The organism is Flagellimonas sediminis, assembly GCF_010500845.1.
GTDB lineage: Bacteria > Bacteroidota > Bacteroidia > Flavobacteriales > Flavobacteriaceae > Flagellimonas > Flagellimonas sediminis.
In genome coordinates this window covers 366,694-392,231 of record NZ_JAAAMI010000002.1, presented here as the reverse complement: position 1 = coordinate 392,231, position 25,538 = coordinate 366,694, and the positions used below count along the sequence as shown (strand labels likewise).

24 protein-coding genes are annotated in these 25,538 nt (G+C 43.2%); 14 read left to right on the top strand and 10 right to left on the bottom strand.

The genetic code is table 11. The features are described 5' to 3' along the window. Positions 1 to 5: 5 nt before the first annotated feature. Complete coding sequence (locus tag GTK07_RS06400; protein ID WP_163634193.1) at positions 6 to 338, bottom strand: hypothetical protein; 333 nt, start codon at positions 336 to 338, stop codon at positions 6 to 8. Positions 339 to 957: 619 nt separating this feature from the next. Here GTK07_RS06400 and GTK07_RS06395 point away from each other — a divergent pair. The 8 genes from GTK07_RS06395 (at position 958) to GTK07_RS06360 (ending at position 8,573) form a co-directional block, all read left to right on the top strand. Further along, positions 958 to 1,503: a carboxymuconolactone decarboxylase family protein gene (locus GTK07_RS06395; RefSeq protein WP_163634192.1), complete on the top strand. Its 546-nt coding sequence runs from the start codon at positions 958 to 960 to the stop codon at positions 1,501 to 1,503. Positions 1,504 to 1,537: 34 nt separating this feature from the next. Continuing rightward, positions 1,538 to 2,005, top strand: a complete 468-nt coding sequence (locus tag GTK07_RS06390; RefSeq protein WP_163634190.1) for a YHS domain-containing (seleno)protein — start codon at positions 1,538 to 1,540, stop codon at positions 2,003 to 2,005. A gap of 65 nt (positions 2,006 to 2,070) precedes the next feature. After that, positions 2,071 to 2,487, top strand: coding sequence for a nuclear transport factor 2 family protein (locus tag GTK07_RS06385; RefSeq protein WP_203583746.1), 417 nt, complete (start codon positions 2,071 to 2,073; stop codon positions 2,485 to 2,487). 188 nt (positions 2,488 to 2,675) lie between these two features. Further along, positions 2,676 to 3,557 (top strand): helix-turn-helix domain-containing protein, encoded by an 882-nt coding sequence (locus tag GTK07_RS06380; RefSeq protein ID WP_163634188.1) that lies wholly within the window; start codon positions 2,676 to 2,678, stop codon positions 3,555 to 3,557. Positions 3,558 to 3,568: 11 nt separating this feature from the next. Next, entirely contained in the window at positions 3,569 to 3,949 is a 381-nt protein-coding gene (locus tag GTK07_RS06375) for a DUF302 domain-containing protein (protein WP_163634186.1), read from the top strand. A 124-nt stretch (positions 3,950 to 4,073) separates the two neighbouring features. Beyond that, entirely contained in the window at positions 4,074 to 5,297 is a 1,224-nt protein-coding gene (locus tag GTK07_RS06370; protein ID WP_163634184.1) for a DNA cytosine methyltransferase, read from the top strand. Next, positions 5,290 to 7,470 carry a sensor histidine kinase gene (locus tag GTK07_RS06365; RefSeq protein ID WP_163634182.1) on the top strand — a complete coding sequence of 727 codons (2,181 nt, stop codon included), beginning with the start codon at positions 5,290 to 5,292 and terminating at the stop codon, positions 7,468 to 7,470. The genes GTK07_RS06370 and GTK07_RS06365 overlap by 8 nt, the downstream gene beginning before the upstream one ends. Then, complete coding sequence (locus GTK07_RS06360; protein ID WP_163634180.1) at positions 7,467 to 8,573, top strand: PleD family two-component system response regulator; 1,107 nt, start codon at positions 7,467 to 7,469, stop codon at positions 8,571 to 8,573. Before GTK07_RS06365 ends, GTK07_RS06360 begins: the two co-directional genes overlap by 4 nt. Here the strand turns inward: GTK07_RS06360 and GTK07_RS06355 are convergent. After that, positions 8,570 to 9,238, bottom strand: a complete 669-nt coding sequence (locus tag GTK07_RS06355) for a JAB domain-containing protein (protein WP_163634178.1) — start codon at positions 9,236 to 9,238, stop codon at positions 8,570 to 8,572. The two genes, GTK07_RS06360 and GTK07_RS06355, sit on opposite strands and share 4 nt — an antisense overlap. 171 nt (positions 9,239 to 9,409) lie before the next feature. On the opposite strand from GTK07_RS06355, the gene GTK07_RS06350 reads away from it, so the two are divergent. Beyond that, positions 9,410 to 10,465 carry an NAD(P)-dependent alcohol dehydrogenase gene (locus GTK07_RS06350; protein ID WP_163634176.1) on the top strand — a complete coding sequence of 352 codons (1,056 nt, stop codon included), beginning with the start codon at positions 9,410 to 9,412 and terminating at the stop codon, positions 10,463 to 10,465. 108 nt (positions 10,466 to 10,573) lie between these two features. Here GTK07_RS06350 and GTK07_RS06345 read toward each other — a convergent pair whose 3' ends face one another. Then, positions 10,574 to 12,769, bottom strand: a complete 2,196-nt coding sequence (locus GTK07_RS06345; RefSeq protein WP_163634174.1) for a transferrin receptor-like dimerization domain-containing protein — start codon at positions 12,767 to 12,769, stop codon at positions 10,574 to 10,576. A gap of 132 nt (positions 12,770 to 12,901) precedes the next feature. Between GTK07_RS06345 and GTK07_RS06340 the strand changes: the two genes are divergently transcribed. The 3 genes from GTK07_RS06340 (at position 12,902) to GTK07_RS06330 (ending at position 15,751) form a co-directional block, all read left to right on the top strand. Next, entirely contained in the window at positions 12,902 to 13,525 is a 624-nt protein-coding gene (locus GTK07_RS06340; RefSeq protein ID WP_163634172.1) for a YdeI/OmpD-associated family protein, read from the top strand. 100 nt (positions 13,526 to 13,625) lie between these two features. Then, positions 13,626 to 14,903: an aminotransferase class V-fold PLP-dependent enzyme gene (locus GTK07_RS06335; RefSeq protein ID WP_163634170.1), complete on the top strand. Its 1,278-nt coding sequence runs from the start codon at positions 13,626 to 13,628 to the stop codon at positions 14,901 to 14,903. A 245-nt stretch (positions 14,904 to 15,148) separates the two neighbouring features. Then, positions 15,149 to 15,751 (top strand): YkgJ family cysteine cluster protein, encoded by a 603-nt coding sequence (locus GTK07_RS06330; protein ID WP_163634168.1) that lies wholly within the window; start codon positions 15,149 to 15,151, stop codon positions 15,749 to 15,751. Between the two features lie 127 nt (positions 15,752 to 15,878). On the opposite strand, the gene GTK07_RS06325 is transcribed toward GTK07_RS06330, so the two are convergent. The 5 genes from GTK07_RS06325 to GTK07_RS06305 form a co-directional block, all read right to left on the bottom strand. After that, positions 15,879 to 16,796, bottom strand: coding sequence for a helix-turn-helix domain-containing protein (locus tag GTK07_RS06325; protein WP_163634166.1), 918 nt, complete (start codon positions 16,794 to 16,796; stop codon positions 15,879 to 15,881). A 35-nt stretch (positions 16,797 to 16,831) separates the two neighbouring features. Next, positions 16,832 to 17,287, bottom strand: a complete 456-nt coding sequence (locus GTK07_RS06320; protein ID WP_163634164.1) for a VOC family protein — start codon at positions 17,285 to 17,287, stop codon at positions 16,832 to 16,834. Positions 17,288 to 17,296: 9 nt separating this feature from the next. Continuing rightward, positions 17,297 to 18,202: an NAD(P)H-binding protein gene (locus GTK07_RS06315; protein WP_235932448.1), complete on the bottom strand. Its 906-nt coding sequence runs from the start codon at positions 18,200 to 18,202 to the stop codon at positions 17,297 to 17,299. Between the two features lie 146 nt (positions 18,203 to 18,348). Next, positions 18,349 to 18,738, bottom strand: a complete 390-nt coding sequence (locus tag GTK07_RS06310; RefSeq protein ID WP_163634162.1) for a DUF2000 domain-containing protein — start codon at positions 18,736 to 18,738, stop codon at positions 18,349 to 18,351. A 29-nt stretch (positions 18,739 to 18,767) separates the two neighbouring features. Then, positions 18,768 to 19,721, bottom strand: a complete 954-nt coding sequence (locus GTK07_RS06305) for a bifunctional helix-turn-helix transcriptional regulator/GNAT family N-acetyltransferase (RefSeq protein WP_163634160.1) — start codon at positions 19,719 to 19,721, stop codon at positions 18,768 to 18,770. A gap of 293 nt (positions 19,722 to 20,014) precedes the next feature. On the opposite strand from GTK07_RS06305, the gene GTK07_RS06300 reads away from it, so the two are divergent. Together GTK07_RS06300 and GTK07_RS06295 are read left to right on the top strand one after the other, a co-directional pair. Continuing rightward, a complete protein-coding gene (locus tag GTK07_RS06300; RefSeq protein ID WP_163634158.1) occupies positions 20,015 to 21,436 on the top strand; it encodes a metallophosphoesterase family protein in 1,422 nt (473 codons plus the stop codon). Between the two features lie 257 nt (positions 21,437 to 21,693). Next, positions 21,694 to 23,019 carry a hypothetical protein gene (locus tag GTK07_RS06295; protein WP_163634156.1) on the top strand — a complete coding sequence of 442 codons (1,326 nt, stop codon included), beginning with the start codon at positions 21,694 to 21,696 and terminating at the stop codon, positions 23,017 to 23,019. Positions 23,020 to 23,262: 243 nt separating this feature from the next. Here GTK07_RS06295 and GTK07_RS06290 read toward each other — a convergent pair whose 3' ends face one another. Further along, a complete protein-coding gene (locus GTK07_RS06290; RefSeq protein WP_163634154.1) occupies positions 23,263 to 24,633 on the bottom strand; it encodes an aldehyde dehydrogenase in 1,371 nt (456 codons plus the stop codon). Positions 24,634 to 24,734: 101 nt separating this feature from the next. Then, entirely contained in the window at positions 24,735 to 25,523 is a 789-nt protein-coding gene (locus GTK07_RS06285; protein WP_163634152.1) for a hypothetical protein, read from the bottom strand. Positions 25,524 to 25,538: the final 15 nt, after the last annotated feature.

Sequence of the window (25,538 nt, the reverse complement as noted above, 5' to 3'; positions counted from 1 at the left end):
GACCCTCATAAAAAATTACCTAAGTACTTGGGCAATGGCATTTCTTCCATTTTCCAGGTACTTTTTTTTTGCTCTTGGTCGGTGACTTCCAAAAAGATAAGGGGAGTGGCCATGGAACCTGGGGGTACGATCTTTTCCAAGGAAAAGCACCAGCCCTTGTGCTTAAAATGGTATTCCGTTTTGTCTTTTTTTGGGGAAATGAAGGAGGATCCACCGATGACGATGAGGCTCGATTCTTCCAAAAGGGTTTTCGGTTTGTGCCAGCAGGCATATTGCAGGGCTCCGTTCCAGAGCTCGCTGATGGCAATAATGTAATGTTGGTTCTGGCAAAGTACCAAAATCCGTCTGATAAGGGGGTCTTGTGTAAAGATGGCTCAAGTAGGTTTAGGTTGTTTTAGGACATCATAAAAAACGTCCTGAACGGTGCCGTATTGTGCTATATCCGGTTTCTTTTTCCCCAGTGGGCACCGTGTAACCATCCTGCAAGGTACAGGATAACGCCCGCGGCAACCAAACAAATTTTCTGTAAGAGGTTTATCGTTTCAAGTGTGGTCATTTTCCTTAATTTTTGACCAAACTAAACCATGCGTAATAATGTTGCATATGTAATTGACGGTTGTAGGGTTTGGGTTGAGGGATCATAGGTTTGCATTGATGTCATTTTGGTACGTAAGATCCTTGATATGACCCTATTTTTTTCATTGGGAGATAATCATCCAAATTGAATGTCGTCATTCTGAACCTGCCTGTCGTCATTCTGAATGCAGTTCAGAATTCCAACCAGTTGACGGGCAAATCTTGATGAAAACCTGAAAAAGTTCAGGTTGACGGAAACCAACATTTTATCCATCTAGGGAAAATTGTCCAAGAACAAGTGACATCTGTCCATTTTATCCCAACCACGGCCACCGCACCTTTGTAACGTCAATAATGACAATCCATTTAAAAACAAAAACTATGACACGTTTACTAGCATTGGATCCCAACGAAGCAACCGGAAGATCCAAAGAACTTTTTGATGGCATCCAAGGCAAATTGGGCATGGTGCCGAACATGATGCGCACCATGGGCAACTCTTCTGCCGTATTGGAAGGCTATTTGAACTTGAGCGATGCCTTGGGCAAAGGAACCTTGGGTGGTCGTTTGGGCGAATTGATCGCTTTGGCCGTGGCCGAGTCCAACGCCTGCAACTATTGTTTGTCCGCCCATTCCTTTATAGGGGAAAAATTGGTAAGCATTGATACCGACACCTTGCACATGGCCCGCGAAGGCCGTAACAAAGATCCCAAGATCGCTGCTGCCCTTACGTTCGCCAAAACTTTGGTGGAAAAAAGAGGTAGGGTATCTGCAGACGATGTGGAAACCGTAAAAAATGCCGGTTTTACCGATGGTGCCGTAGGCGAGATCGTGGCACACGTGGCCTTGAACGTTTTCACCAACTACTTTAACAACACCGCCAATACCGATATCGATTTTCCGGTAGTGGAAGCTGAAACCGTATAGTGTTCATTTTTTCTAATTATAAAATCAATAACAGATGAAATCAATTAAATCCATTTTTCTTTTGGGGGTAGCCTTGTTTGCCATGATTGGTGCACAGGCGCAGATAGACCCTGTTGACAAGAACGGACTTGCCATTGGCGGGTACGATGTAGTGGCCTATTTCTCCGGAGCGGCCCAAAAAGGAAGCAAAAGCTATACGGCCAAGCACAATGGGGCCACCTATTACTTTGCCAGCAAGGCCAACCGCGATGCCTTCACCAAGGCACCCAGCAACTACTTACCTCAATTTGATGGCTATTGCGCTTGGGGTGTGGCTGCAAAGGACACCAAGTTTCCAATTAACCCGGAAACTTTCGATATAGTGGATGGTAAACTGTACCTATTCTACAATGGTCCGTTTGACGGGAAGACTTTGGACACTTCCTTGGATTGGGGCCAACGCACCACAGAGCTTAAAAAGGCGGCGCACGCCAAATGGCCCACGGTAAAAAACAGCAAATAGTTTTAATTCCAAAGGGTAGGGCTTGCCATAGGTCCTGCCCTTTTTCATTTTAAAAAAGACACACCATGATCATTGAAAAAAAATATCCGTTGCCCCCCTTTACCGAAGCAACGGCCGAAGAAAAAGTACAATTGGCAGAAGATGCCTGGAACAGCCAAGACCCCGAAAAGGTAAGCAGGGCCTACACTGTGGACACCGAATGGCGCAACCGCTCCCAGTTTGTGAACGGGAGGGAAGAAGTCGTTGCCTTTTTGACGGACAAATGGCAAAAGGAAAAAAACTATAAACTACGTAAGGAACTCTGGGCCTTTTCCGACAATCGTATTGCAGTGCGTTTTGAATACGAGTACCAAAATGCCCAAGGGCAGTGGTTCCGTGCGTACGGGAACGAGAACTGGGAGTTCAACGCGCACGGGTTAATGCAAAAGCGGTATGCCAGTATCAACGACCTGCCGATTGCGGCCAACGAACGCCGATTGTAATTACTGATTTCAGACGTCAGATGTCAGATGTCAGATTTCAGATTACTGATTTCAGACTTCAGATTTCAGATTTCAGAGTTCAGATTTCAGAGTTCAGAGTTCAGACTTCAGACCTCAGACCTCAGATTTCTGATAACTGCCCACTGACAACTGATAACTGCCCACTGATAACTGACAACTAAAAAAATATGGACCTCTACAACACCAACACGCTAATTGACGAACAAACGGGCAACCTGGCCTTTAAGCTTTCCCATTTTGAGGACAGCTGCCAGTTCTGCGATACCAACCGCCACAACTACTACTCCCTGATCTGGATCAAAAAGGGGAGGGGCACCGCCCAGGTGGATTTTCAGGAACACGCCTTTACGCCCGACACCCTGTTCGCCATGACGCCCTACCAACCCTTTACCCTTACCGAGGACGAACCGTTGGAAGGCGTGGTGTTGCATTTCCATCCCGATTTTTTCTGCATCCACCATCACCACGAACAGGTGGCCTGCAACGGAGTGCTCTTCAACAATATTTACAACCCGCCCATGCTCAGCATAACGGACGATATCCGCAACAAGCTGGATAGGGTACTGCATCAGATGCGCCTAGAAGTGCAAAAGGCCGAAATGGCCCAGTACGAGCTGTTGGTCTCCTACCTCAAGATCTTTTTGATCACTACCTCCCGCGCCAAGGCCAAGCAACAGCCCGAAGTGCTGGAAGGGCTATCCGACGAAAAGGAGCCCTTTATCCTCCAAAAGCTGAAAAACCTGATCGAGACCCACTACCGCACTAAGCACTCCGCCGGGGAGTATGCCGACCTGCTGAACATAAGCCCCAAGGCGCTGGCCAAGATCACCAAGAACCATTTTAACAAGACCATGACCAACCTGATCAGCGAGCGGATCATTATAGAGGCCAAGCGCGAGCTGTACCTCACCAACAAAAGCGTAAAGGAGATCGCCTACGACCTCGGGTACGACGACGAGCACTACTTTAGCCGCTTTTTTAAGAACAACGCCGAAATCTCACCCACAACCTACCGCGAAACCGTGGGCTTTGCCCGTTCCACCGCCTAAACATACCGCTTATGAAAGCCCATGTGGAACACCAACTGCTACCGCTGCCCTTTGGGCAGGTGTACGAAACCCTGAAACAACGGATCACCGACCACGGTTTTTTGCTACTGCACGAGATCGATACCCAGGCCATTGTGGCCAAGCACGGGATCACCATACCGCCCTTGCGGCAATTGCTCTTTTTTGAGCCCAAATACATTGCCCAGATCATGGCGGGCGACCCTTTGGCGATCAACGATATTCCCTTAAAACTGGTACTGCAAGAAGTGGATGCCAACACCACCCAACTGAGCTTTAAAAACCCCGTGGGTAGCCTACAGGGATATGGGTTGGACCCGGCCATGGCCGCCGAGTTGTTAGGTAAGGTCAATAATATTATTATAAGTTGGTGATATAAATTATCTACATTTTAGCTTAAAATAGTGTTGTTAAAGAACAACTTGTAAAAAAATATCTACATTTTTTTCTTTTTTTTATGGAACCAAAGTACTTTTAGTTGGTTTTATAACCAACGGTATGAATTTTGTAGATCTATTTTCTGGAGCTGGAGGGTTGTCTGAGGGCTTTATAAAAGCGGGATTCAATCCGATTGCTCATATAGAAGTTGATAATCATGCTTGTAGCACTCTTGAAACTCGACTTACCTATCACAAGCTTAAAAAAGAGAATAAACTAGATCATTATTATGATTATTTGACTGGAAAGGTTTCTAGAGAAAAATTCATCAATGACTATAGTGATAAGTCATTATCTAATTCTGTTTTGAACATAGGAATTGGAGGTTCAAACAATAAGACCATATTTAATAAGGTAGACCAACTTGCTGGGAACAAAGAAATAGACCTTGTTGTTGGTGGACCTCCATGTCAAGCGTATTCCTTGGTTGGTAGGGCAAGAGATGAAAAAGGAATGAAGGATGACCCCAGAAATTACCTTTATAAAGAATACGCTAAGTTCTTAAAGAATTATAGACCCAAAGTTTTTGTTTTTGAGAACGTCTTAGGACTTATTTCAGCCCAAAATGGGTTGTATTTCAAAAATATGAGAGCTTATTTTAAAAGGGTAGGTTATAATCTTGATTTCAGCATTCAACATTCAGAAGATTTTGGGGTTTTACAAAAAAGAAAACGAATCATATTGATAGGATGGCGTAAAGATTTAGACTTTTCATATCCTAAATTCGCCAAGGTTGATCATGATTTTAAGGTTAAAGATTTGCTCTCCGATTTGAAGAGCCTTAAGCCAGGAGAAAAAAACCCAATCAGTAAATACTCATCTGATTCCACCAGTTACCTTGAACAATTTGAAATTAGAAATGGAGTTGATTTTATAACCCAGCATATCGCAAGGCCACATAACCAAAGAGATTTATCTATTTATGAAATTGCAATTAAAAAGTGGCAAAACAAAGAACGGCTTAAGTATCCTGATTTACCAGAAAAATTAAAAACGCATAAAAATCAAAAATCCTTTTTGGATAGATTTAAGGTTGTAGATGCTGAAGGTTTATCTCATACAATGGTGGCGCATATAGCAAAGGATGGTCACCATTATATTTACCCTGATACGAAACAAGTACGATCATTGTCAGTTAGGGAAGCAGCAAGGATTCAATCATTTCCTGATGATTTTTATTTTGAAGGAGGGCGAAGTGCTGCTTTTAAACAAATTGGCAACGCTGTGCCCCCATTAATGGCCAATAAAATTGCAGATAGCATAAAATCTTTATTTAATGGATAGCAAACCTGAATTGTCTTATAAAATAAGGCCCGCTGCCAGAATAATCCATACCATTGGAAGTGATTTAATTGGTGATTCATATGCTGCTTTAGTTGAGTTGGTAAAAAACTCTTATGATGCAGATTCATCCAAGGTGGACATCAATTTTGAATATAAAAGCATTGATAATGAAGACGCTTTAGTCATATTGATATCTGATGATGGTCATGGAATGAACTTCGATACGGTTATCAATAAATGGCTAGTACCTGCAACGGATGATAAACTTAAAAGGAAAGAAAGTCCAAAGGGCAGAAAATTTCAAGGTAGAAAAGGTATTGGTCGATTCGCGGCCTCTATATTGGGGCAAGAGATGACGTTGTCATCGATTGATGAAAATGGCGAAAAAACTACAGTCGTAATTGATTGGCGCAAATTTAAAACCGACGAATTTCTTGAAAAAATAGAATTGTTGGTCGAAAAAGAAATGACCAATGAAGAGTCGGGTACACAAATCGAAATAATTGCAAAAAATGAAGTAAAGGATAGCAAAATATCCGCTTGGGATAAGAATTCAATTGAAAGCTTAGTAAACGAATTAAGAAAATTGATTTCACCATTCAAGGATTTTGAGAATGATAGATTCACTATAAACCTATCATTTACAAACTGCCCTATTGAGGGATACAATGAGCGTGACTTTGAAATTGAAACTTATCCAATTATTGAATTGTATGATTATAGGATCAGTGGAATTGTTGACTCACAGGGAACCGCAAGCTTACTTTACGAGAATAATGTTACAGACGTTAAGCAATCTGAAAATATCAACACTCATTTTGAGTTACAAAATGGTGGTAAATATTGTGGTGAGCTAACCATAGATTTTCGTGTATTTGATCGAGAGCCAGAAGCAATAGATAATCTGATTAACAAGGGCCTTATAGACCCAGTAACAGAAAAGTTTGCTGGAAAAAATGAAGCAAAAAGGATGTTAAATGAGGTTTATGGGGTTAATATTTACAAAAATCAATTTAGAATTCGACCCTATGGCAATGGAGGTATTGACTGGCTTGATTTAGATAAAGATAGAATTCAGAACTTCACTCTTAAAATAAGTAATAATCAAATAGTTGGATTTATTAATATTCAATCAGAAGAACTGTCAAATCTTGAAGAAAAAAGCGCACGTGATGGACTCAAGGAAAATGAATATTATCAAGGTCTAAAAGAAATTTCACAAAAAGTACTTAAAGAATTAGAACTGAGAAGATTGACATTTAGGGAGAGAAGTCTTAAAAGCCGAAAGGGAAGGACTTCTATCCAAAATTCTATGAATAATCTTTTTAGTTTTTCGGAATTATCTAACAATATTGAATCCAAATTAGAAAAGTTCAATGTATCTAAAGTCAATATTAATGAGATCAAGGACATTTTAAAGAAAGAGGAGGAATCAAAAGCAGAGCTGTTAGAAGATATTCAAAAGACAATTGCAATATATCAAGGTCAAGCAACACTGGGTAAAATTGTAAATTTCATTCTGCATGAAGGTAGGAAGCCGATTCAATTTTTGAACACGGAAATAAAAGTAATCGAGAGGTATATAAGACACTACAAAGCTTCAAAGGATGAAGAGATACTGGATGAGGTGAGTGAAAGTGTTGAGGCTTTCAGGAAAAATAGCAAATTAATTTCTGACTTGTTCAAAAGGGTGAATCCTTTAGCTAGTCAGCGACGTGGAAATAAAAAGGAATTTAAGATTAAACCAATTATCGAAGATTCGTATAAAGTATTTAAGCAGTCTTTAAATGAGTCCAATATAAGATTTTCAATAATCTGTGATGATATTGTTTCACTATACGGTTGGGAGGAAGATTTGTATGTCGCAATGACCAATTTGATAGAGAACAGTATTTATTGGTTGACAAATTCAAAAAAGGATTCAAGAGAGATAGAAGTTACAGTTTCGAAGACTTTGGAATCAATAAAAATTGATTATAAGGACAATGGACCGGGTTTAACAGACGATGAAATCGAATCTGATATAATTTTTGAGCCGGGTTATTCAAAAAAACATAATGGGACGGGGTTAGGTTTGGCTATTGCAGGAGAGGCAGTTGAAAGACTAAATGGTAAATTAAAAGCTCGAAAATCTAATGAGGGGGCATACTTTCAAATAGAAATAGAATTATGAAAGAATTAAATTTATTGATTGTCGAGGATGATAAAGATGCACTAAAAAGTTATAAGAGAGATATAGACTCATATAACTTAGAAAGTACGGTTAAAATAAAACCAATTGAGTCAAGCGACAAGGATGAAGCACTGGAACTATTAAAAGGGAGGAATATATTTGATGCGGCAATTGTAGATTTGGATTTATTAGGTAAAGGTGGTGAAGATTCATCTGGAAATGAGGTTATTAGAGAAATAAAATCTAATTTAAGATTCCCAGTTTTTGTAATAACGGGAACTCCTCAGAATGTAGCTGAAGACTTAAAAGAGGAGTCTGCTTTATTCAAAATTAAAACAAGAGGAGAGCAGGAAGAGGAAGGTTATTTAGAACAGTTTGTGAAAATTTATGATACTGGAATTACTAATATTTTAAATAGCAAGGGAACAATTGAAAATTACTTGAATAATATTTTTTGGAATCATATGTCCAATTCATTGGACTTGTGGATAAATGATTCTTCTCGTGACCCTGAAGAAAAGGAAAAGTCACTCTTAAGGTATACATTGCTACATATGCATGAATATCTAGACCAATCCAGTTCAGGAGATTTAGAAAAATATCATCCAGCTGAATTTTACATAAGCAAACCAGTAAAACCAAATATTTTTACTGGTGATGTTATTCTTTTCAAGGAAGATTCGTCATTTTATCTTGTTCTGTCTCCTGCTTGTGATATTGATTTGAAAAATGGAGTGAGAAAATCTAAAAAAATACTCTTTTTAAAAGTAATCATGCCAGAGGAAATTGACGATGAATTCAAAAACCCAGACATGAGCAAAACCAAAAAAGGGGATTTGAAAAGTTATATCAGGAATTCTAGACCTCAATTTCATTTTATTCCTAAAATTGACTCGATTCCGAATGGATTCATTGATTTTCAAAATAAAGTAACAATCAATGAAAAAGAGGTAGAAGAATCATTAAAAAATGGGGATATGGAAAGGATTGCAACAGTATCAAGTCCGTTTTTGAAGGATATAATATCCAGATACTCTAATTATTATTCTAGACAGGGATCTCCCGATTTTAATGAAGAAGAATTATTAAATAATCTTTTTTAAAATTTATAGATTTTAAACAATTTAATCCCTTCATTCATATTAATCAATATCCCCCCAATCACCTTTAAACTCAACCCCGTTAGTTCTTTAATGGTGGCATCGTCGTAGCCTTTGGCTTTCATTTTCCTGGCAATATCCTTTGCCTTTTCTTTTTCGGCCCGTTTCCGTTCCGTTTCCAATTTAAAGGCATCCAATTCCTGCTTTTCACGGCCCATGATCTCAAACAGGCCACTTTTTTTGAGTTGGTCCATTACCCCTTGGTCGGCAAAACTGGTGTAGTGGGTTTCGGTGATCACCAAATGGTCCAGCACTTCCACTTTGATCAGTTTCCCCACTTTTAGCATGTGGTCGGTAAAGGTAATATCGGCATCGGTAACCTCGTGCGAGCCGCTGGGGTGGTTGTGCACCAAGATCAGCTTGCTGGCCAGTTTGTAGATCGCCATGCGGAATACATCGGGCGGGTCGGCATTTACCCGGTTGCTGGCCCCCAGGCCAATGAGCTCCACAAACAAAACCTTGTTGTTGTGGTTGAGCCCCACCACCCAAAAATGCTCTTGGTTGCGTCGTATCTTGTTTTCGCGCAGCAATACCTGCTGCATGATCGCATATATGTCCGTAGAGTTGAGCACTTTGATCTTCTGTTCTTTGGTAAGCCGTATGTTCATGGTAGGTAAGTTGTGTATTGGGATGGGAAATTTAGGGGAAGCATGCCAATAATGCAAATGGTGGGGCAAAAGAACCAGATCACCACCTTTTTTGGCTTCCCCAATAAAAGTAGTGTACCCAACCCCAAAGTTTTGTACATTTAAAAAAACCACAACTAAATCAACACACGTATGGACACTATAGCTGTAAAGGCCTTTGGCACCCAGTCTGCCGAAGCCAATCTGGAACAAATGCAGATCGACCGAAGAACGGTCCTCGAAAAGGACGTCGAAATAGACATTATGTACTGCGGGGTCTGCCATTCGGACCTCCATTTTGCCCGAAACGATTGGGGCATGACCCAATATCCGGTAGTGCCCGGCCACGAGATTGTGGGCAAGGTCACCCAAGTGGGCTCCGGGGTTACCAAGCACCAAGTGGGCGATATTGTCGCCGTGGGCTGTTTGGTGGATTCGTGCCGTAGCTGCAACAGTTGCCAAAACGATGAAGAGCAATACTGCCCGGAGTGGGTGGGCACCTACGGGGGCTTCGACAAGCATTTGAACAGCCCCACCCATGGCGGATATTCCGAAAAAATAGTGGTGGATGAGGGTTTTGTACTCCGCGTGCCCAAAGGTCTGGATCTGGCGGGCATTGCTCCCGTGCTCTGTGCGGGTATTACCACCTGGTCCCCACTGCGCCACTGGAAGGTGAGCAAGGGCAGCAAAGTGGCCGTGGTGGGCTTGGGCGGCTTGGGCCATATGGCGCTAAAATTGGCTTCGGCCTTGGGCGCCGAAGTGACCTTGTTTTCGCGATCCACCAATAAAATGGACGATGCCAAGGCGTTGGGCGCAGATCATGTGGTCATTTCCACGGATGACGCCCAAATGCAAAAGGCCGCAGGCCAGTTCGACCTGATCATCGATACCGTACCCTACGAACACGACCTAAATCCGTATGTGGCCACGTTGGCCACCAACGGCACCTTGGTGGTGGTGGGCTATTTGGGGCCACTGGACCCCATGTTGGTCACGGTGCCCATGATCATGGGCCGAAAAAGTGTGGCAGGTTCCTTGATCGGGGGTATTGCCGAAACCCAAGAACTGTTGGATTTCTGTGGCAAGCACAACATTACCTCCGATGTGGAAGTGATCAACATCCAAGAGATCAACACCGCCTACGAACGCATGCTCAAAAGTGATGTCAAATATCGTTTTGTGATCGATATGAAGTCGTTGAAGGACTAGTTGGTCCTGTGCAACCAAGTCAACTGGCTGGTGTAGGTATTCTTCCAATAAAAACCGCCCTTCGGTACACGTTCTCGAAGGGCGGTCTGCATTTTAAAAAATAGGTACTTACTTTGTAAGGCCGATCAATTTTTGAACTTCGGCATCAAAGTTTTTGAGGGTGGTGGCCAAGACCCCGATCTGTTCTTGTGCTTCTTTCCATTCTTTCTGCTCGATGGCCTCGCGCACGCCTGGAAGTGTTTTTACCCCATAGCCCGTGTAAAATCCAGGGGCGTAGATCTGGTGCTTGAACCAGTCCCTGCGGGGGAGTCCTTTATCCTGTAACAACACCTGCTCCATACCCATCAACGCTTGGTTCAACTGCGCCTTTTTGGCAGCGGGCAAAGCCATAAGGTCGGCCTTGGTATAGGCATCGATACTCTTTTTCAAATCGGCGATTACGTTTTGCAAAGGGGAGAAATCCAAATACGGAATTTCGGCCTCCATTTTGGCAGGGGCAACCGGTTTTTTGGGATCCATCACCAATTGATAGGCATCCTTTTTTACCAGTTTGTTGTGTTTTTCCACATCGGAGCGCATGCTTTCCAAGGTTTTCATTACCTCGCCCAAATAGCCGTCCACAGTGGAATGCCACTGGGTGAGTTCAAACGGCAATACCTCGGCATTCGCCAAACGCAAGGTGATCAGTCCGGCCGTATTGGCCAAGGCCACCCCATATTGGAATCCGGGATCTTTAAAACGGGTATAGTGGGTATAGGTGTCGTAAATGGTGTGGTATTCCCCGCCGGAGCCTTCCCCGCCAAAGCCGAGGTTCAATGAAGCAATGCCGCTGTGCTGGATGAAGGGGGTGTAATCCGACCCCGAACCCAGGGCGGACAGTTTAAAGGAGCCATCGCCACCCCGAACGGTGCTGGCCGCCATGCGACGTTCCGCTACGGAGACCCCTTTTTGTGGGTCCACAACGGTGTTGGCTACTTGGGTGACCATGGCCTGTAGGGAGTGGGAGCCACCGGCACCGAGGTAACCACGGCTGTTCCCGTCCGTATTGATGTAGGCCACCACTTTTTGCTGTAGTTCGGCTCTATGGTCTTCCACCCATTCGGTGGAACCGATAAGTCCGGGCTCTTCGGCATCCCAAGCGCAGTACACTAGGGTACGCTTTGGCTTTTGGCCTTTTTTGGCGAGGTTTCCGATCACACGGGCCTCTTCCATCAGGGCCACCATGCCACTGATCGGGTCACTGGCACCATGTACCCACGCATCGTGGTGGTTGCCGCGCATTACCCATTGATCGGGAAATTCCGAACCTTTTAGGGTGGCGATCAGGTTGTGGGCAGGTTTCAATTGCCAGTCAAACTCCAGTTTCAAATGTACTTTGGCAGGACCGGGACCGATGTGGTAGGTAATGGGCAGTCCGCCTCTCCAATTTTCAGGGGCTACGGGGCCTTCCAAAGCTTCCAACAAGGGCTGCGCATCTTCATACGAAATCGGCAACACTGGAATCTTGGTAATGGTAGGGGCGTCTTTTCTATCCAAACGCTTGGCGTCCTTGGTGGCGGCATAGCCGGGGGTCAATACATCGCCAGGGTACAGGGGCATGTCCATTACGGAACCACGCTGCACGCCCGTTTTGTTCTTGAACGGTCCTTTGGGGTATACATCTCCCTGATAATACCCATCATCCATCGGGTCGGAGTAGATGATACAGCCAATGGCGCCCTTCTCGGCAGCCAATTTGGGCTTGATGCCCCTCCAGGAACCCTGGTATTTGGCAATCACGATCTTTCCTTTTACATCGATGCCCAATTTTTCGAGCTCCTCATAATCACTGGGGATGCCGTAGTTTACAAAAACAAGTTCGGCCTCCACATCGCCATCGGTGGAAAAGGCATTGTAGCTGGGTAACAATTTATCACCCTGCGCCGTGTAGGGGTCGCCCTCCACAGGAATGGCCTCCAACGAAGCGGTGTACTTGTTGGGGGCGGTGAGTTCCAACAAACGCACTTTAGGGTAGGGGAACAGCACATGGTAGGTATCGATACGGGTATCGTACCCCCAGGATTTGAACTGTTTTTCCATCCATTTCACGTTTTCCTCGCCATAAGCCGTGCCCACCCAATGCGGTTCGGCGGCCATGCGCTTCATCCAGTCGTCCAGATTGGAAGCGGTAAGTTCTTTTTCGAATGCGGCCTCGAGTTTGAGTTCTTCATCGGAGGCTTTTTTGCTGAACCCAAGGACAGTTTCCTGGGCGGATACGGTAAGGGTTCCCATTAACAGCAATAGGGAGAGTAATTTATTTTTCATTGTTTTGAATTAGCTCTTAAATTTAAGGGATCATTTCAGCTTAATGAAGAAAAAGCTGGAGAAGTAATGATGAATCTTCAAAGAATTTACATTTTCTTTGAAAAGAAGAGTCAAAATCGAACAATCACAAATATGAATCCAGCGGTAGACGAATATTTTGAAATAGGCTGCGGAAGATGCTCTTTGGTCGGCACTCCGGATTGCAAAGTACACCAATGGCAGGATGAAATGAAATTGCTCCGCACCCTTTTATTGGAATGCGGGGTTACCGAAGAACGGAAATGGGGCGTGCCCTGTTATACCTACAACGGACGCAATTTTATGATGCTGGCCGCTTTTAAGGAGTATTGCTGGATCAGTTTTTTTAAGGGCGCCTTGTTGCAAGATCCCCATCACATTTTAGAAAAACCGGGAGAGAACACACAGGCCGGCAGGGTGGTGAAGTTCACCCAAGTGGATCAAGTGAAGGAGAAGCTGGATATTTTACGCCAATACATCTTTGAGGCCATGGAAGTGGAAAAAGCAGGGTTGACGGTAAAACGTAAGGATGTTTCGGAATATGATGTGCCGGAAGAGTTCCAAAATCGATTGGACATGGATCCCGAACTGAAGGAAGCTTTTGAAAGCCTGACCCCAGGAAGACAAAAAGGATATCTGCTGCATTTTTCGGGTGCGAAACAATCCAAGACCCGTGAAGACCGCATTGAAAAATGTATCCCTAAGATTTTGCAGGGCATCGGGTTTCATGATCGGTAATCAATGATCGATAAACAATAATCAATGTACAGTTTACAATAATTCAGTACTTTCACCCTAAACCCTAAACCCTAAACCCTAAACCAATAACCACCAAAATATGTCACAACGCAGAAAATTCTTGAAACAAGGGGCCGTGGCCATGATTTCCTTGCCCTTGTTGTCCTTCGACCCAAAAAAAGACTGGTCCATTGATTCCCTAAAACAGGTTGCCAACAAGGACGACGACTATTGGAAAATGGTACGCAAACAATTTCCCCTAAAAGAAGGGCAGACGTATTTCAACAATGGTACCATGGGACCTACTTCGGGGTATGTGCTGGACAAAATGTTCGACCACATGATGCACTGGAACGTGGAGGCCGCTACTGTGGATTACAAGGATGGTTCGGGACCGGAATTGTTGACAGGCTATTTTCCCTATGAAGAGTTGCGCACGAAGTTGGCGAAAATAGTCAACTGTGATTTTAAGGAAATCTCCCTCACCCAAAATGCCACTTTCGGCATGAACTACGTAGGTATGGGCCTGGATTTGAAAAAAGGGGACGAACTCCTAAATACCAACCAGGAACACGGTGGTGGATTTGGGGCTTGGCAATTGCTGGCCAAACGCAAAGGCTGTGTTTACAAACAGGCCACTATGCCCGAACCCGCCAATGACCCCCAAGCCATAGTGGATGCTATTTTTAAGGAGGTGACCCCAAAGACCAAAGTCATTGCCGTACCGCACATCATTTCCGGATTTGGAACGGTGATGCCCGTAAAACAAATCTGTGCCGAGGCCAAAAAACGCGGCATTTTCACCATTTTGGACGGTGCCCAGTGTGTGGGACATGTGAAGGTGGATGTGAAGGATATCGGTTGTGATGCCTATTATTCCAGTTTGCACAAATGGTTATTGGCCCCGGCGGGCAGCGGTCTTTTGTATATCAATAAAGATGTGGTGGGCGGCGTCTGGTCCACTATTGCCAGCTACAACTGGGACAATCAGGACGATCATGGGTTCCGGTTGATGCAGAACGGAACGGGTAATGCAGGGCTCATGGCTGGGTATGATGCCGCCGTGGACTTTTTCAACACCATTGGCCATGATGTTTGGATCGGTAGGATCAAGGAATTGGGCATGCACCTTCGGGATGGCCTGAAGCAAATGAAACACGTGACCATCTATTCGTCCACCAATGAAGAACTGGCAGCCGGAATCACCACATACGGGGTGGAAGGCATGTCAGGACCCGACCTTCAAAAATACATGTGGGAGAAGGAAAGGCTACAACCCCGTTCCGTTGGAGAGAAAATGATAAGGCATTCCGTACACATCTATAATTCAAAGGAAGAAATTGATCGTGCTTTGAACCTCATTTCGGGACTTGCCTAAAATCCAGATATTGATTCACGTAAAATAGCACATAGCCATTGGGCGCATTCATGGACCGTTGATAAACTTTACGCCGTTCTGGGAAGCTTCGACCTGCAGGGTCTGGTGACCAAAATTTTCGACAAGATTAGGTGAGGGAAGAGCCCATGTTTTGACTCGTTTTTTGGTACAACTCTGACCTGTAAATTTTTGATAAGGGAATTTTATAGCGTGTCAAAAATAGCGATACCTTCGGTAAAAAATTTTTGACATTAGAGCAGAAGGTCCGTATGGTTGAGAACCTGTTCGGGCAATTGGAAAAAGAGAGTGCCCAATTTCAGAAAGCATCCGGATTGGGCTGTGTTTCAGGCTGTGGAAAATGTTGTAACTATCCCCATATAGAAGCCTCCCCATTGGAATTTTTACCTTGGGCCTTTCATTTATTTTTGGCCGGTGAGGCGGAAACCACTTTGGATACGTTGAACGGCAATCCTTACCCCAATTGCTTTTTGTTCAAGCCGCTTTCCGCTTTGGATCAAGGCCATTGTGGGAGCTATGTGTACCGGGGTCTCATTTGCCGATTGTTCGGTTTTGGGGCTACCCGAGATAAATATGGCAGTTTGCGCCTGGCCACCTGTAAGATCATCCGCGAAGGACAGGCCGAGCAGTACAAAACGGTTTCCGAAGCCATTACCAAAGGGTTGTACGTTCCCGTGTTCACGGAGTATTACATGCAGCTGAACCAGATTGATTATGCTCTGGGCACCAAAATGGTACCTGTGAACAAGGCGTTGAAAATGGCCTTGGAAGAAGTATTGCAGTACTACACTTACAGACCGGCCCCTGATGCAGGTAAATGGTGTGTTTAACAAAAAGATTGGTGAGATCTTAGTTGGTCCGCTTCCGTTTCAGAGCAGTCAAAGCCATAGTAAAAGCAAGAACAACATAAACAGTAGGCAAATTACAGATTGGATTTTTAATGTATTTAGTGGATGTTTAATTAAAACTCGCTCTAAATTCCAAAGGACTCATCTCCGTCTTGTTCTTAAACAATTTGTTGAACGATTGGGGATGCTCAAAGCCCAACCCGTACGCAATTTCGCTAATGGACAGGTTGGTCGTTGAAAGTTTTTCCTTAGCTTTTTCAATCAGCTTTTCGTGAATATGCTGCTGTGTGCCCTGTCCTGTCAATGCCCTGAGTAAATTTCCCAGATAACTTGGTGAAACATTCAGTGTACTTGAAATATCTTGGACAGAAGGCAGGCCCATTGTTGCCAAGTCATCGCTGTCAAAGTAATCCGAAAGTACTTTTTCAAGACGGGCAAGAATTTGATGGTTGCTTTTCTCGCGGGTGATGAACTGTCGTTTATAAAACCTATCCGAATAGTTGAGCAAGGTCTCAATCTGTGAAATGATTATTTTCTGACTGAACTGGTCTATATTCTCGTTTGATTCCTTTTCAATGTTCTGGATTATCCCGTTCAAGGTCTCCTCCTCCTTATCCGATAAAAATAGGGCTTCGTTAAGGGAGTAATCAAAAAAGCCATATTGTTTTATGCTTTTGGCCAATGGTGTGTTCCATAAAAAATCCGGATGGACAAGCAACATCCATCCAGACCGTTTTTCCTTGGATTCCAACGGTTCTATGCCAAACACCTGATTGGGGGCAATAAAGAACATAACGCCCTCATCAAAATCGTAATGCTGTTGCCCGTATTTCAATTTTGCCCCAATACCCCTTTTTATCGAGATATTGTAGAAGTTGAAGATAACATTTATAGAGTGGATTTCTTCATTACACTCCATGGTACTATAATCAATGATACTGATTAGAGGATGCTTGGGTGGTTGCAGTCCCTTAAATTTATGAAACTCGTTTATAGTCTTGATTCTATGTGGTTTGCTTCCTGGCATTTTACAAATTACGGGTTATTGTTGATAAAATGGACCTATGAATTTTTCATTTCTTCGGAAAATTCAATTCTGTTCCCGAATGGGTCAGTGATAAAGGCTACCCGTTTGCCAATGGCGGGGACATCAAAACACCTATCAATGCCAATATTTCGTTTTGTCAGGGCTTTCATTGTTCTATCCAAATCTTGGACATTGAAGCAGAGGTGATCATAGCCCGGTCCTGTTCCCAATCTGTTCTGATCCACCGTTTTTTGTTCCCCAAGAACTTCAATGATGAAATTATCTTCACCAGGCGGAGCCATAAAGGCCAGTTGCAGATTGCCGGCACTCCATTCACGGATCAGCCTAAAATCAAGATTTTCAGTATACCAGTTTATGAACTCATTATACTGATCTGTACGAATGGCTACATGCCACCCTTTTATATCCTGGAACACACTGGCCTTATTTTTATCCATAAGCGTAAGGGGTGAAATTTCTTCTTTCTTCATGTTGAAATTTTATTGTTTGTTGAATTCCTTGGCAAACCCTATGGCGAAATCCGCAAATTTTATTTTTCCCAAAACGGGTTCGTTTTTATAATAATCTTCATACAGAGAGCCATCACCTTGAGCGGATTGCATATCAATGAATCCTTTGGCTATTTGGTGGTTCATTCCCATTTTCAGCATTCCGTCCAACAATTCTTCACTACTGATGGATACCCATTTTAAATTGGGGTTTCCAATGGCTTTACCTAATTGATGCGCAATCTCTTTGGGCGAAATTTCTTCACTGGCCACATAGCGAATGCTTCTGCCAACAAACGGTCTTTCCATTTCTTCAGAAATTGTGGAAGCAATGTCCAATGGTGAAACCCAAGGTTCTTTTTTGTCTCCACCGTAGTTCATCACGATTGCCCCATTCTCTTTTATGCTTTTCATGAACCGGTATATGTTGGTATAAAAACCGACTGGTCGTATAAACTTGATGGACACATCATTTGGCAATTCGTTCAAGATCTGCTCTGCATAATAGTGCATTGAAAGTACACCATTTCCTTCGGTAGTATGCGCACCAACACTGCTCAGGTGCACTACTTTTTTTACTCCTGATCGAATAATGGCTTGCTTGTAGTTTTTGACGATGTTCGAGTAGGCTTTGATAATGTCAAAGTTTGGATCGAACATCATATTTTGCCCGACAGCTTCCATTAGGTAAACCACATCCGCATCCTTGAAAGTTTCAGTAAGAAAATCGATTTCTTCCATTATGCCAATGGCGGTTTGGGCACCGATTTCCTCTATTGGTCCTTTTCTTTCGGGATTACTACTGATCACGGTTACAGAATGTCCGTTCTGTACCAACTTTTGAACCAATGGTTTTCCAATGTTGCCCAATGAGCCTGTTGTTACTATTTTCATCATGATTTTTTTTGTTGCTACAAAATTCGACAACCATATCACGAAGAATGTATCCAAATCGACTCTTGCATTAGTCAAAAAGGATCAGCTAAGTGCCCACGTGGTCGTAGCATTGTAATTGAATTCCCTTAGTGGTATGTCCATGCTCCTTATCCGTGAAACTTAAGTCCGTCCAAAGCTTTGCCCACCTTTCTTTTATCGCCATATACGATAATCCCGACCAAAGTTTGATTTTCATCCGAGAACCTACCCATTGCAATATGATTTTCATCTTCGTTTTTGGTGACGAATAGGGGATGGGTATATATTCCGATATTCAACTCCCTTTGTTTGGCCCTTGCGAATGCCCTATCAATTTGAAGCTGGACATCAGCTTTGTAAATAAGAATGGGTTGTTTGATAAAAGGAAGATATTGAGATCCCGATGCGTTTACAAATGATTTCCCGTGGGTTTCAGGAAATTGTATCGCTATGGAGCTTGCTAAAAATGATGCGACATTGAGCTTTTGCCAATCCATAAGATCATTCTTTATGACCATTGCTATTTTGTTTTCAACTTCCATTTAGGTTAGTGTAGTTTAAGTTCCATTTGAATGTTACACCGCTCATAAGGTGTAAAGTGCCCGGCCACTTTTTGAAAACCCAACTTCTCATAAAGTGATATGGCCGGTTTTAGAATGGTATTGCTCTCCAGGTATATGTTGGAAGCACCCAAGGATCTGGCTTTTTCCACAATGGCTTTTCCCAATAAGTATCCAACGCCCTTTCCTCTTGCCAAAGGGGATACGGCCATTTTGGCCAGCTCATAGTCATAATGGTTGTCCTGCATTTTAATAAGGGCACAAACGCCCAAAACAGTGCCGTTCTGTAAGGCCACCAATATTTTCCCACCAGTGTCCAATATATGTTCCTTGGGATTTTCCAAAGCTTTTCTATCCGCATCTTCAATTTTAAAATAGGAGGTGATCCATTCTTCATTAAGGTGTTTGAACGCGGGGTAATGCTCTGGCCTATAATCAACAAGGGTTATGTTTGAAGACTCCCTTGCTTTCCTTTGTTCCATGACCCGTTTAAGAAGGGATTTTTCACCCAGCAAGTATTCAAACTCTTGGATGGCCAGCCAAATGTTGTGGTTGGTTTGGTCCAGCATATCCTTTATGGCACTCTGCACATCCAGATATTGCTCCTGTATTTTTATGGAAAGGTCTATTCCTTTTTGGGTCAGGGAGATGTTGTTTTTACGTCCATCCAATTTGTCCTTTTGTTCTACGACCAATCCGGCTTTGGACATCTCCTTGACTATTTTGATCACGGAGGGGTGGGAGTGTCCCACTTCGTTGGCAATGGTTGTGATGGGTGTTCCCGTTGCATTATGGGACAGGAAGTGGAAAACGGGAAACCATTTTGGCTTTAGTTCCACATCATAAAGATCATAGATCCGCCCTGCATCTTCAGTAACCGTTTCGCTCAACGCCCTTAATCTACTACCCAGGGCCATTTCACCAATGGTATCAAAATTCATATATGTTTTTATTTACGTAACCAGTTACTAATATATGAAATTATTGCATGATATCATATTTACTCCATTATTTTCCCATTATTCTAAGACATGGGCAGGGGAGTGAAAAATTGCGCCGAATTGTGGTAAAACCCTCGAAACTAATTGGTTTTTACCCAATGGAAATCCAATAGGAATACCTACATTTAAGGGTTGGACGTGTTTTTATTACTTCCCCCAAACAGTCCAGAGAAAACTCCCCGATATATCAAGACCCCCTGGATAGTTCGAAAAACTTTTCTAAAACAATCGATATGGCCACTTACAACATCACATCCGACTTGCAGGAGCAATTGGATGACATTAACCAGAAACTTGAAAAAGCACAATCCGAAGGGCCCTTGACCCTTGCGGCCCAGACATCCGGGAATGCCTTTTGGGATTACCTAAAGTCTTGCGAACAATATGCGCATTCGGGAAACCTACAAAGCCAGGAGTATGACCATGACATGGAAAATGTATTGGCCTTGTATCACTTGAACCATCTTATTGATGAGAGACATCTTACCCCTTTGTTGAGGACCGCATTTCATTTGCCTCCATCTACCATCACTCCCGAGATGTTGGAAGCAAACGCCAATCTGGCGGGCTGGGTGTCGGGCGATGGCACCTTATATGCAGCCTCGCGATATTGTCAGTTGGATTACCGTTGGATGCTGGTCATGGTCTATTACTTTTACTACAAAATATTTCCGCACAAAAAGCACGGCTTTGTTCCGCCACCGCAAACGGCCCAGCATCCGGAGATACCCTCCAAGGCCACTGTGGCCATCATCGGGGATTGGGGTACCGGGGTTTGGCAAGATGGGGGAAAGGGCAAGTGTCCGGCCCAGTTGGTCATCGATGGAGTGCTTTCACAGAACCCCGATTATATCATTCATTTGGGCGATGTGTACTACGCAGGAACTTCCAAAGAGGAAAGAAAACACCTTTTGGACCTGCTTCCCGATAGTTATAAGGGCAGGGTCTATACCATGAACAGCAACCACGAGATGTATGATGGTGCCAACGGATTATTGGGAACAAGCCTGCAAGACCCCATGTTCCATCAACAACAGGGCAGCAGTTGTTTCCAATTGGCCATTGGGGATTGGATATTTGTGGGGCTGGACTCCGCCTATTATGACGATAGCATGCTGTACATGAAGGGGTCCCTGTGCAATTCGGAAGGAGGGGAAGAGCAGTTGGGCTATTTGGGTTCAGCGTATAGGACCGGTAAAAAAATATTTCTGTTGACCCACCACAATGGAATAGAAGTGGCCAAAGACGGTCCAACTCCCAATGAAACCCTGTGGGACCAAGTGGTGGGGGCCATGGACCAACACTTGCCCGAAGCTTGGTACTGGGGCCATGTGCACAACGGTATCGTGTATAGGGACAATCTATCGTTCTATATCGTTGGGAGCCATACGGCCACCCATAAAATGCGATGTTGCGGACATGCATCCATACCTTTTGGTGATGGGTCCTATCTGAAAAAGGCCAGCCACGGAACAGATCGTACGGTTGATTATTATGCATGTACGCATATGCCCGGCCCAACGGATGAAGTACAAAAGCTAAGGGTACTCAACGGTTTTGCCATGGTCACCATAACCGGGGATACGTTGACGGAAGCTTTTTATGAGGTCTCCAATGACTATGCAAAACCTAAACAGGTATGGCCACATGCCTAATTTGTTGTCGGAGCCTGTCCTGAGCGCAGTAGATGGGAAGTAGGGGAGGTAAAAGTGTATGGAATGGGTAAAACCCCCAGAATTTTTAAGGTTTTTGTGCAAAGGTATTTTCCCTACATTTTTTATATTTAACAACTCCAAGTCGTTGATTTCCTACTAGTTAATCTCCCCTTTTTGCAATTGAAATGGACCCAATCATAGTCATTTTCATATTGCTCTATTTCATATTTAAGTTCAACTAACTAACAATCACAATTATGAAAACACACTTGTTAAGCATTGTTTCATTGTTTTGTCTATTATTTACTTTTCAATCGCGAGGTCAAGAAGTTCAACTTAAAGTTGGCTTTGATACGTCTAAAATTAAAGTTCAAGTAGTGAAGAAAAGATTCTTTATACCTCTTAAGCTAATATTTGAGTCTCAAAATTTATCCAAGGAGGAATTGGGTGCTTACACCTTAAATTTGATGATAAATCAGGATGAAACGGACATGAATAATCAGTTTTACAAATTACATACTGAATCATTCTCTCTTTCTGGGTTAAATGAAGAAAAAACCGTTTTCTTGGAAATAGCGAGTGATTCCTTGCCAGAAAGAAAAAGTAAAGTAGTTATAGATATCAATTTGTTAGGTGAGAATAAATCAATTAATCAAATTAATAAAGCTAAACATCAAAAATTGGAAGTCTTTCTCAGCAGAGGTATTCCCACCGATGGGCCAAATCAGTTCCATATTGACTTTGTTGGTACCGCAAACTTGCAACAAAATATAAGTGAAGCAAGTGATGAGGTACAGGGTTCGGCAGGATTGGGTGTTATCTTCGAACGTTATTTTTTGCGGAGAGAAGATAATGGACATATTAAATCAGAGTATCGAAATAAATTGGTTGAAAGCCTAGATATGGAGGCATATATTAATGTAGCTTCCAGTGTTGATTCATTAAGAGCTGATGTGGATGAAATGGGTGTTGTGACAAATCAGCGAAATTTTGGCACCTATATTCTTAACCCTGTAAGTCCTAAACAATCCATATTCATTAATGCAAATATTTTCTTTAATCCAGAATTGAATTGGAGTAAGGGAAGTTGGATTACAAAGTTGATAAGTGGAGCTAATGTTCGAGTAAATGCATCCAATATCTTGTGGAATTATACTGACGAGACTTCTAATCTCAGTAAATATGGAGGAGCGATAAGTTTTAGATTTGGTTTTTTTCATGAGTTTCTTCCCAACAATAAAATTAGGGACGAAGAAAATAAAAGAAAATACAGTATACGCTTAGGTTTAAATTATAGTTCCAGAAATATAACCGGAGACATTTCCTCTGAGAGTAATGACCCTTTTCGAGAGCAATTTTTAGGCACAACTGATAAGGATTTCAGTGGTTGGGAACCTTCATTTAGCTTTAGGTTGAACAATATTATTGCTGAGTTCACCATGCCAATGATTGGAGGGGCTTCTAGAAGCGATATTGAAGGGCTCACGGATACACAATTTCAATTTTCTATTCGATTTGTCGGCGGTTTTAGTTTAAAGGTCAATGGAAAGGATGAAAATGATGAGGAGGAAGAAAACAAGTGAAAGGAATGATGGATTTAGGCACAAGTATTTTGCTCAACATGGATTTTCAAAACAGCTTCCTTGAGTTCCTGTTGAGGGCAAATTGCTTTGACATAAAATCGTTGTCGTTATGACGCTAAAGCATCAGAACTGATTTTATATCAAATAGCACAGCTATTCGCAATTTGTTGTACGATAGTGTTTGTACTATAATCCACATTATGTAAAATAGAATATTTCAAAACCCCTCCCTATAGTAATGATCTAAAACAAATGTTTGATACGTTTGGCCCATCGCAACGGAATTTTGTACGGTGCGTAGCGAATCGGAACATCCAACCAGGTACCCCGCTTTACAATGGATTTTTTGTGTGAGAATAGCTCAAAACTGAATTTCCCATGGTAACCGCCAATCCCAGAACCGCCCACGCCGCCAAACGGCAATTTTTTATTGCTGATATGGATCACTGTATCGTTGATGGTTCCACCACCAAACGGATATTGCGCCATCATCCGTTTCTGGAAATTCTTGTTGTTACTAAAGACGTAAAATGCCAAGGGTTTTCCATATCGTGCAATAATATCATGCATTTCATTCTCTGTTGCATAAGGAATGATCGGTAAAATGGGCCCAAAAATCTCTCCGGCCATCAAAGCGCTGTCCATATCCGGTTTTTCCACCAAAGTGGGTGCTATATATTGGGTGTCATCGTTCCAATGTCCGCCAAAAAGTATGTTTTGCCCTTCAAGCTTTGCTTTAAGTCCCAAATAGTGCTTTTCCGTGGTAATTCGTGCAAAATCAGGCGATTCCTCAATTTTTTCACCATAAAATTCAGTGATTTTATCCTTCAATGCCTGCACCAAGGCTTCTTTCTTGGATTCGTGCACCAAGATATAGTCCGGGGCGATACAGGTCTGCCCCGCGTTCAGGAATTTCCCCCAGGTAATTCGCTTTGCGGACAGTTTTATTGAAGCTGTTTCGTCCACTACACAGGGATTTTTTCCGCTGAGTTCCAAGGTCACGGGCGTCAAATGTTCTGCGGCACTTTTGTACACGATCTTGCCCACCTGCGTGCTTCCCGTAAAGAAGATGTAGTCCCATTTTTCTGCCAAAAGTTCGGTGGATACCTCCACTCCCCCTTCCACAACGGCCACATATTCGGGCGGGAACACCCTTTTTATGATATCAGCAATGATCTTAGAAGTATTAGGACTCAGTTCCGAAGGCTTTATTACGGCCGTATTGCCAGCGGCCAAAGCCCCTATCAATGGGGAAATGACCAACATGAAAGGATAGTTCCAAGGCGCGATGATCAATACCTTACCAAAAGGCTCGGATTGGATCCATTCCCTAGATGGAAAATTGGTCAAGGACGAGGCTACCCGCTTCGGTTGGCTCCAACGTTCCACGTGTTTGATGGTATATTTCAATTCGGCCAAGGCAAATTGGGTCTCGGTGGCCAGACTTTCAAAGCGGGGTTTTTTAAAATCGGCATAAAGGGCATCGCAAATGGCATCCTCCCTATCCGAAATTTCCTGGTACAGAAGCTTCAGGTATTGCTTTCGGAACGCAACTTCGTAGGTTTTATGTGTCGCAAAAAAATCATTCTGGGCCTGTATCAACCGCTTGATCATAATCCAATTGTTTCCCTAAATATAGCCAAACCTTCTCAAGGAGGTAGCATAAAAAAAGCACCGATAAACTCGGTGCTTTTTTCACATCTTTCCAAAAATGATTATAAGGATATTTCTTCGCTCGCTCCGTTAGGATAGATCAATGTGGCTACATCATCGCACTCCCCGTCGCCAAAATCAATGGTTACGGCCAGTCCGTTTTTGGAAACTACCATCACCCCTGTGGTCAAATAGTCACAGGCGGCACTGCCTTGGAGGTCTTCCAAGGTTTCCACCGCATATACATTGCCATCGGCTTCCACGGTCCAGTGACCGGACAAGCTGAACACGGTGCTCGCAAGGTCTTCACCAAAGGTGATACCGAATGTTTTTTCACCCGCTTCGCTGATCACGCTGCCATCTTCCATTTCGATGGACATGTCGCTGGTCACGGTAAAGGAAACGGTGGACTGCTCCACGCTGGTATTCACTACATAGGTTCGGGTACCGTTTATTTTGATGGTGCCCACATAAAAGTCCACATAAGTAGCGGTGAACGATGCGGTTTCCGTTCCGGCTTCGTAGGTTACGGTCACCGTTCCGTTGATATTGTCGGTGCCATTGAGCACACAATTGTTGAAAGTGGCCACAAAACCGGTTTCGGTGAATTCAGCGGTATAGCAATCACTGATCTTGGCTGTGGGTATCTTTGCGGTGCTTCCGGCATAGATTTCCGCCAAGGCGTTATCGGCAACACCGGCCACCTCATCTGTGGTCAAAATGGTCTGTAGTTCTGCTTGGGACAGTTTTTCGTCTTCGCTTGGCATGCCATCTTCACTACAGGATTGAAAACCCAAAACGGCAATCCCAAGAAAGGCAACCGCATAAAATTTTTGTGTAAGTCTCATCATGTTACTTCAGTTAAG

What these genes read in the sequence shown, in the direction of transcription:
- GTK07_RS06355 (WP_163634178.1), bottom strand. Translation starts at nt 9,238, where the DNA reads ATGAACATACGGCTTACCAAAGAACAGAAGATCAAAGTGCTCAACTCT.
- GTK07_RS06375 (WP_163634186.1), top strand. Translation starts at nt 3,569, where the DNA reads ATGAAAGCCCATGTGGAACACCAACTGCTACCGCTGCCCTTTGGGCAG.
- GTK07_RS06340 (WP_163634172.1), top strand. Translation starts at nt 12,902, where the DNA reads ATGAATCCAGCGGTAGACGAATATTTTGAAATAGGCTGCGGAAGATGC.
- GTK07_RS06315 (WP_235932448.1), bottom strand. Translation starts at nt 18,202, where the DNA reads ATGATGAAAATAGTAACAACAGGCTCATTGGGCAACATTGGAAAACCA.
- GTK07_RS06335 (WP_163634170.1), top strand. Translation starts at nt 13,626, where the DNA reads ATGTCACAACGCAGAAAATTCTTGAAACAAGGGGCCGTGGCCATGATT.
- GTK07_RS06360 (WP_163634180.1), top strand. Translation starts at nt 7,467, where the DNA reads ATGAAAGAATTAAATTTATTGATTGTCGAGGATGATAAAGATGCACTA.
- GTK07_RS06390 (WP_163634190.1), top strand. Translation starts at nt 1,538, where the DNA reads ATGAAATCAATTAAATCCATTTTTCTTTTGGGGGTAGCCTTGTTTGCC.
- GTK07_RS06345 (WP_163634174.1), bottom strand. Translation starts at nt 12,769, where the DNA reads ATGAAAAATAAATTACTCTCCCTATTGCTGTTAATGGGAACCCTTACC.
- GTK07_RS06310 (WP_163634162.1), bottom strand. Translation starts at nt 18,738, where the DNA reads ATGGTCATAAAGAATGATCTTATGGATTGGCAAAAGCTCAATGTCGCA.
- GTK07_RS06290 (WP_163634154.1), bottom strand. Translation starts at nt 24,633, where the DNA reads ATGATCAAGCGGTTGATACAGGCCCAGAATGATTTTTTTGCGACACAT.
- GTK07_RS06305 (WP_163634160.1), bottom strand. Translation starts at nt 19,721, where the DNA reads ATGAATTTTGATACCATTGGTGAAATGGCCCTGGGTAGTAGATTAAGG.
- GTK07_RS06295 (WP_163634156.1), top strand. Translation starts at nt 21,694, where the DNA reads ATGAAAACACACTTGTTAAGCATTGTTTCATTGTTTTGTCTATTATTT.
- GTK07_RS06320 (WP_163634164.1), bottom strand. Translation starts at nt 17,287, where the DNA reads ATGAAGAAAGAAGAAATTTCACCCCTTACGCTTATGGATAAAAATAAG.
- GTK07_RS06385 (WP_203583746.1), top strand. Translation starts at nt 2,071, where the DNA reads ATGATCATTGAAAAAAAATATCCGTTGCCCCCCTTTACCGAAGCAACG.
- GTK07_RS06285 (WP_163634152.1), bottom strand. Translation starts at nt 25,523, where the DNA reads ATGATGAGACTTACACAAAAATTTTATGCGGTTGCCTTTCTTGGGATT.
- GTK07_RS06395 (WP_163634192.1), top strand. Translation starts at nt 958, where the DNA reads ATGACACGTTTACTAGCATTGGATCCCAACGAAGCAACCGGAAGATCC.
- GTK07_RS06300 (WP_163634158.1), top strand. Translation starts at nt 20,015, where the DNA reads ATGGCCACTTACAACATCACATCCGACTTGCAGGAGCAATTGGATGAC.
- GTK07_RS06365 (WP_163634182.1), top strand. Translation starts at nt 5,290, where the DNA reads ATGGATAGCAAACCTGAATTGTCTTATAAAATAAGGCCCGCTGCCAGA.
- GTK07_RS06380 (WP_163634188.1), top strand. Translation starts at nt 2,676, where the DNA reads ATGGACCTCTACAACACCAACACGCTAATTGACGAACAAACGGGCAAC.
- GTK07_RS06350 (WP_163634176.1), top strand. Translation starts at nt 9,410, where the DNA reads ATGGACACTATAGCTGTAAAGGCCTTTGGCACCCAGTCTGCCGAAGCC.
- GTK07_RS06325 (WP_163634166.1), bottom strand. Translation starts at nt 16,796, where the DNA reads ATGCCAGGAAGCAAACCACATAGAATCAAGACTATAAACGAGTTTCAT.
- GTK07_RS06370 (WP_163634184.1), top strand. Translation starts at nt 4,074, where the DNA reads ATGAATTTTGTAGATCTATTTTCTGGAGCTGGAGGGTTGTCTGAGGGC.